The organism is Rhizobacter sp. P1_G5, assembly GCF_056405435.1.
Genome location: NZ_JBFUCB010000346.1, coordinates 1 through 6380, shown reverse-complemented (window position 1 = coordinate 6380; position 6380 = coordinate 1). Strand labels below are relative to the sequence as shown.

Below are 6380 nucleotides of genomic sequence, written 5' to 3'. Positions count from 1 at the left end.
ACCTCGGCCAGCTCGGTGTTGATCACGTCCACCGGCATCCGCCCCTTCAGCCACGGGTTCGGCTGCACGAACCAGAACGCGGTGTGCCACGCATCGAACGCCGGGGCCAGCTCGGCAGCCACCTGCAACGGGCCGGCCTTCAGCGCCATGTCGGCGAGATCGAACTGGAACATCGGCAGCCACAGCTCGTTGCGCCATTCGAAGCTCATCACGCTGCGCTCGACGATCTGCCGCGCCAGCGCCGGCACGCCCCGGTTGCCGCATTGCGCGAGCCGCTCCACCACCTCGTCGCCGCGCGCCAGGCCGCCGCTCTCGCGGTAGTGGCGCAGCATCTGCACGAACTGCCGGTCGCGGTCGAGCACCAGCCCGGTGTCCTGCCCTGGCGCATTCCACGGGTGGACGTCGTGCGGCATCGGCAGGCCCGCCTCGCGGGAACGGGTGGCGGTGGGGGCGGCATGGGCTCGCATCTGGGGACTCCCGATAAGGATGGCGCGACGATAGGCCGGGTTGGGGCACCGGTACACCAGCCAGCGTCGCGAACCCCTGTAGGAGGACAGGAGGGGCGCCGGCTGCCTTGTAGGACCGCGTAGGCGTTTTCCGACGTTGGAATCCGGCTCTGTGGACTGGCTCGCRAACCGGGCCTGCGCGAGCATCCGGCATCCAGATGTTGCATCGCCAGAAAAAGCCGTCATGAAAACCAACAATTGCGCTCGCTACCTGCTGCTCTTCGGCTCGAAGGAGTCGCCACGCGCCGTGCTGTTCGACGACGAGGAGCGCCTGCTCGCCGAGATGATCGATGAAGACGGTTTCCTAGTCGACAGCCTGCTGCGCGAGGGCCGTGCGGTGCGCCCGCCCTCGAAGCTCGTGGCGGCGGTGTCGCAGGCCCTGCGCGCCTGCGCCAGGCAAATGGCGGGCAACGGTGCCCGTGCCGATCTGCACCTTCGTTGCTTCGCGCTCGGTTGAGCGCGGGACGGGAAGTCATCCCGATGCGGCACGACACCTTGTCCATCCCCGGAGTGAAGGTGCCGTTGCCGGCGTTGGGGCCGGCACACACGGGCGGCCTGCGCAGGCCCCGGTGTGTGACAACTCGCAAGCCGTGCCGCAGCGTCGACGGCACCCGCACTGACGCCTCGTTACCACTGCACGCGAGAGGGCCCCGCGGCGCAGGCTATCGTCGCGCACTTTGGCCGCTGGCTCGGGCCGATGAGGGAACGATCCGGTGATCAGCAGTAACGACGTCAACCACGGTGACGGCAGCAAGCGGCGACAGTCACGCGCCATCCGACGCCGCCTTGTCGATCTGCTCGGCGAGCTTGTCGGGCCGCATCGCCTGCTCGAGCACCTGCAGGCTCGGGTCCTTGTCGTCGACCACGCCGACCGCATGCCCGATGCGTTCAAGCAACTGCAACATTTTCGTGTTCTCCTGCTCCGTCAGCAGGTTGATCTGCAGGTCAAGCTGGTTGCGCCGTTCGCTGATGCGGGCGGCATGGTTCTGGCTAATGAGGATGAAGGTCGACAGGAAGATCGCTTCCAGCGACACCACCAGCGTCAGGAAGGTGAACGGATACGGGTCGAACGCCCTCGGGCCGGGTTGCAGGTTGAACGCGATCCAGCCGGCGAACCACACCACGTGGACCCAGAAGAACGCGGCGCTGCCGCAGAACGAGCTGACGTGGTCGGCAAAGCGGTCCATCGGGCCGCGCACGCGGCTCGCCTCGTGTTCGAGGCGCTGGATGGCCTGCACATTGGCTTGCGTCAGGTCGTCCACCGACCCGGCGCTGCGGTAGTTGCTGCGGTGGCTTGCAGGAGAGGAAGCTTTGGATGGTGACCGATGCATGGTCGGCGGTGGAGTGCTGGATGAACTGTCATGGCAATCGCTGTGCCCGACGGTTCCGCGTGGTCCCGGCGTGTCCGGGCCGCTTGCTGCGGGCCAACCGGCCTGCAAGAGGAGTTCTGTGATGCCGCACGCCTTGGTGGTGGATGACGAGCCGGATTCGGCCGAGACGATGGCGATGCTGATCGCGAGCGAGGGCTTCACGGTGGCCACCGCGGGATCGCTGCGCGATGCGCGCCGGCAGCTGGCTTTGCAGGAACCCGACATCGTGCTGCTCGACCTGATGCTGCCCGACGGCAACGGCATGGAGCTGTTGAACGAGGCCAAGGGCATGAGCAACACCGATGTGGTCCTGATGACCGGCCAGGCGAGCCTGGACACCTCGATCCAGGCGTTGCGCCTGGGCGCGGCCGACTACCTCGTCAAGCCGATGAGCCTGAAGCAGCTGAAGGGCGTGCTGTCGCGCGTGACCAAGCCGTCGCTGCTGAAGGCGGAGTCGTCGGACCTGCTCGCCACGCTGGAGAGCGAAGGCCATTTCGGCGCGCTGTGGGGCCGCTCGGCGCCGATGCGCCGCGTCTACGAGCAGGTGCAGCGCGTCGCCGGCACGGCCGTCACGGTGTTCATCACCGGCGAGAGCGGCACCGGCAAGGAGGTGGTCGCGCGCACCGTGCACGACCTGAGCCGCCGGCGCGGCAAGCCGTTCCTGGCCGTCAACTGCGGCGCGATCTCGCCGCACCTGATCGAGAGCGAGATCTTCGGCCACGAGAAGGGCAGCTTCACCGGCGCCGACCGGCAGCACCAGGGCTTCTTCGAGCGGGCGAGCGGCGGCACGCTGTTCCTCGACGAGATCACCGAGATGCCGCTGGACCTGCAGGTCAAGCTGCTGCGCGTGCTGGAGACCGGCACCTTCATGCGCGTCGGCTCGACGCAGACGCTGGAGACCGACGTGCGGATGATCGCCGCCACCAACCGCAGCCCGCTGCAGGCGGTGGCCAGCGGCAAGCTGCGCGAGGACCTGCTGTACCGCTTGAACGTGTTCCCGATCCACCTGCCGGCGCTGCGCCAGCGGGTCGACGACGTGCCCTTGCTGGCCGATCATTTCGTGCAGCAGATCTCGGAGCGCGAGGGCACGCCGAAGCGCTTCTCCGCGCTCGCGCTGCAGCGCCTGTCGCGCTATGACTGGCCGGGCAACGTGCGCGAACTGCGCAACGTGGTGTACCGCTCGTACGTGATGGCGCTCGACAGCATGATCGACGACGAGTGCCTGCCGCAATCGCCGGACGGCGAGGTGTCGGGCGCGTCGATCCCGACCTCGCCGGTCGCGGTCGAGGGCGGGGCGCCGGCGATCACCGTGTGGGTCGGCACGCCGCTGGCCGAGATCGAGCGGCAGGTGACGCTCGCGACGCTGGAGTACCTCGGCCGCCACAAGGAGAAGACGGCCGCGACGCTGGGCATCAGCCTGAAGACGCTCTACAACCGGCTGAAGGAATACCAGGCGGCAGGCGACGGGGACACGCGTCCCGCCGACCTCGAAGACCGGAGCTGGGCGCCGTCATGACCTACGCGGTCCGCGTCGCGAAGGCGTGGATCAGGCGACCCAGGTTCTCGGGCCGCAGCGGCTTCATCAGGTAGGCGTCGAACCCCGCCTCCAGCGCACGCGCCTCGTCATCGTCGTGGCGGCCGCGTGCATTCAGTGCCGCAAAGAACACCGGCATGCCGACCAGGCTGCTGCGCAGCGGCTCCAGCAGCCCGGCGGCGTCGAAATCGGGCTGGGTGATGTCGCACAGCACGATCTGCGGCCGCTGGCTGCGCGCGAGCCGCAGCCCGGCCTCGGGGGTCGGCGCCGTCTGCACCTCGTGGCCCCACAGCTCCATCTGCAGGCGCAGCACGTCGCGCGTCTCCGGATCGGGGTCGATCACCAGCACGCGGTAGGTCTCTTCCGGCACCAGCACCAGCGGCTTGTGGCGCGCGCCCGCCGTGGCGGTCGGCGCAGCCACCTGCGGCAGGCTGATCACGAACTCCGCACCGAGCCCCGGGCCGGCGCTGGAAGCCGCGATGTCGCCGCCATGCAGCATCGCGATGCGCCGTGCCAGCGTGAGGCCGACGCCCAGCCCCGGCCGGCGTGCCGCGGTGCCGGCATCGTGGCGCGCGAACAGCTCGAACACATGCGGCAGGAAGTCGGCGGCGATGCCTTGGCCCCGGTCCTTCACGCGCACCAGCACCTGCCCGCCACGGGCCTGCACCGACACCGCGATCTCGCCCGGATCGCGCGAGAAGATCGATGCGTTGTAGACGATCGCCGAAACGGCCTGCGCGAGCCGCAGCGCGTCGCCGTCGACCCACGCCGGCTCCTTCGGGAACTCGGTCTTCAGTGTGTGGCCGGCGGCACTGAGCTTCGTGCGCAGGCCGTCGAGCGCGGTGCGCACCACCGCATCCACCGCCACCGGTTCCTTGATCAGCGTGATCTGGCCCTGCGCGACGCGCGTCACGTCGACCAGGTCGTCGATCAGCCGGCGCAGCCGCGCCACCTGGCGCTCGACGATCTCGCGCAGCCGCCCGATCGTCGGGTTGTCGCTTTCCATCGTACGCAGCACGCTGGCCGCGTTGGCGATCGGCGCCAGCGGGTTGCGCAACTCGTGCGACAGCAGCGCGAGGAATTCGCCCTGGCGCCGGTCGGACAGCCGCATCGCCTGCGTGCGCTCGGCCAGGCGTTCCTCGAGCTCCCGGCGCTCGTGGATGTCGACGCAGCTGCCGACGTAGCCGAGGAAGCGGCCGTCGCTGCTGGTGTGCGGCACGCCGTTGTCCAGCACCCAGCGGTAGACGCCGTCGTGGCGGCGCAGCCGGTAGTCCATCACGAAGGGCTGGCGCGCATGGAAGCTGGTGGAGTAGATGCCCATGCAGCGTTCGAGATCTTCCGGGTGCACCACCTGCGTCCAGCCGTTGCCGCGTTCCTCGTCGAGCGTCGTGCCGGTGAACTGCAGCCACGGCTTGTTGACCCACTCGCACCAGCGGTCCGGGCCGGCCAGCCAGATCATCACCGGCGCCGCATCGGCGACATGGCGGAAATCGCGCCCGCCGTCGCGTGCGGACTGCGGTGCCGGCTGCAGCAGGCAGACGAAGCGGGCGCCGTCGTTGCAGGGCACCTTCAGCAACCGGGCATCGAACGGGCGCACGCCGTCGTCCGAGCCGATGCTGACCTCGCCGGCCCATTCCTCGCCGTCGGTCAGCGCCCGGCCCAGCGCGAGCGACGGCGCCAGGCGCATCAGGTCGGACGGCAGGTCGCCGCCGCGCACCAGCGCCTGGGCGGCCGGGTTGGCGTCCAGCACATGCCCTTGGGCATCGACGAGCAGCGCCGCCTGCGGCAACCGGTCGAACAGCGTGGAGCCGAGGGCGTGGAGCGTGAGGGCGCGGTCCTGCATGAAGGGCTTTCGGTCGCCCGCATTCGGTTGCGGGCCGGGGTCTGTCGGACGGCGCCGACATCGGTTGTCGGCTGGCCGCTGGACTTCTGCTGGCAAGTGTCGTGCCCGCTCGGTTTGTGACTTTTTGATTCAGGCTGCCCGCTTGCGCCGCTCGACCGGTTCGACCTTCAGCAACTGGCGGTACTTGGTCACCGTGCGGCGCGCCACCGTCAGGCCCTGGCGCGTCAGCAGCTTGGCGATCTGGGCGTCCGACAGCGGCTTCTTCGGGTCCTCCGCCTCGATGATCCCCTGGATCACGCCGCGCACCGCGGTCGGCGAGGTGCTGCCGCCGCTCGCGGTGTGCATGCCGCGCGAGAAGAAGTACTTCAGCTCGAACACGCCGACCGGCGTCGCCATGTACTTGTTGTTCGTCACCCGGCACACGGTGGATTCGTGGATGCCGACCTCGTCGGCGATCTCGCGCAGGCCGAGCGGCTTCATCGCGAGCGGACCGACGTCGAGGAAGCGGTGCTGGCGCTTCAGGATCGCCTGCGCCACCGACAGGATGGTGGAGAAGCGCTGCTGCACGTTGCGCACCGTCCAGCGGGCGTCCTGCAGGTGGGCCGCCATCTCGCCGTGGCCGCCGCCGCGGTGCTGCTGGAACAGGTTCGCGTACATCTGGTTCAGCTTCACGCGCGGGATCACCGCGTGGTTCAGCGCGGCGGCCCAGGTGCCGCGCACCTTCTTGACGATCACGTCCGGCGTCACGTAGTTCAGGTTCTCGGCGCCATGGCGCCAGCCCGGGCGCGGGTCGAGGTGGCGGATGCGCTCGCAGGCGGCCTGCACGCGCGCGGGGGGCTCGCCCAGCGCCTTCGCGATGCCGGCGATGTCGCGCTGCGCGAGTTGCGCCAGGTGCTGCGCGACGATGCGCCCGGCGAGCGCACGCTCGTCGGCATCCTCGATCTGCGGCATCTGCAGCAGCAGGCATTCGGCCACGCTGCGCGCGGCCACGCCGGCCGGCTCCAGCGACTGCACCAGCTTCAGCGCGGTGTTCATCTCGCAGGACTCGACCGCCGGCGACAGCGCGGCCAGCGTCGCCAGTTCATCGAGGCCGGTGCGCAGGTAGCCGTCGTCGTCGAGCGATTCGA

At 69.5% G+C, this 6380-nt stretch carries 6 protein-coding genes; 2 read left to right on the top strand and 4 right to left on the bottom strand.

The window, feature by feature from the left end:
- On the bottom strand, nt 1–467 hold a 467-nt coding region (locus tag AC1D12_RS21255), incomplete at its 3' end, for a hypothetical protein (protein ID WP_477842686.1).
- 151 nt (nt 468–618) lie between these two features.
- On the opposite strand from AC1D12_RS21255, the gene AC1D12_RS21250 reads away from it, so the two are divergent.
- Nucleotides 619–963 (top strand): hypothetical protein, encoded by a 345-nt coding sequence (locus AC1D12_RS21250; RefSeq protein ID WP_465112994.1) that lies wholly within the window; start codon nt 619–621, stop codon nt 961–963.
- Between the two features lie 307 nt (nt 964–1270).
- Here AC1D12_RS21250 and AC1D12_RS21245 read toward each other — a convergent pair whose 3' ends face one another.
- Nucleotides 1271–1837: a DUF1003 domain-containing protein gene (locus AC1D12_RS21245; RefSeq protein ID WP_477842685.1), complete on the bottom strand. Its 567-nt coding sequence runs from the start codon at nt 1835–1837 to the stop codon at nt 1271–1273.
- 121 nt (nt 1838–1958) lie between these two features.
- On the opposite strand from AC1D12_RS21245, the gene AC1D12_RS21240 reads away from it, so the two are divergent.
- Nucleotides 1959–3392, top strand: a complete 1434-nt coding sequence (locus tag AC1D12_RS21240) for a sigma-54-dependent transcriptional regulator (protein WP_477842683.1) — start codon at nt 1959–1961, stop codon at nt 3390–3392.
- A gap of 1 nt (nt 3393) precedes the next feature.
- Here AC1D12_RS21240 and AC1D12_RS21235 read toward each other — a convergent pair whose 3' ends face one another.
- Nucleotides 3394–5253 (bottom strand): PAS domain-containing hybrid sensor histidine kinase/response regulator, encoded by a 1860-nt coding sequence (locus tag AC1D12_RS21235; RefSeq protein WP_465112996.1) that lies wholly within the window; start codon nt 5251–5253, stop codon nt 3394–3396.
- Nucleotides 5254–5382: 129 nt separating this feature from the next.
- On the bottom strand, nt 5383–6380 hold a 998-nt coding region (gene rpoN, locus AC1D12_RS21230; RefSeq protein ID WP_477842681.1), incomplete at its 5' end, for an RNA polymerase factor sigma-54.

Coding starts and splice junctions, on each gene's coding strand:
- AC1D12_RS21245 (WP_477842685.1), bottom strand. CDS start 1,837: ATGCATCGGTCACCATCCAAAGCTTCCTCTCCTGCAAGCCACCGCAGC.
- AC1D12_RS21240 (WP_477842683.1), top strand. CDS start 1,959: ATGCCGCACGCCTTGGTGGTGGATGACGAGCCGGATTCGGCCGAGACG.
- AC1D12_RS21235 (WP_465112996.1), bottom strand. CDS start 5,253: ATGCAGGACCGCGCCCTCACGCTCCACGCCCTCGGCTCCACGCTGTTC.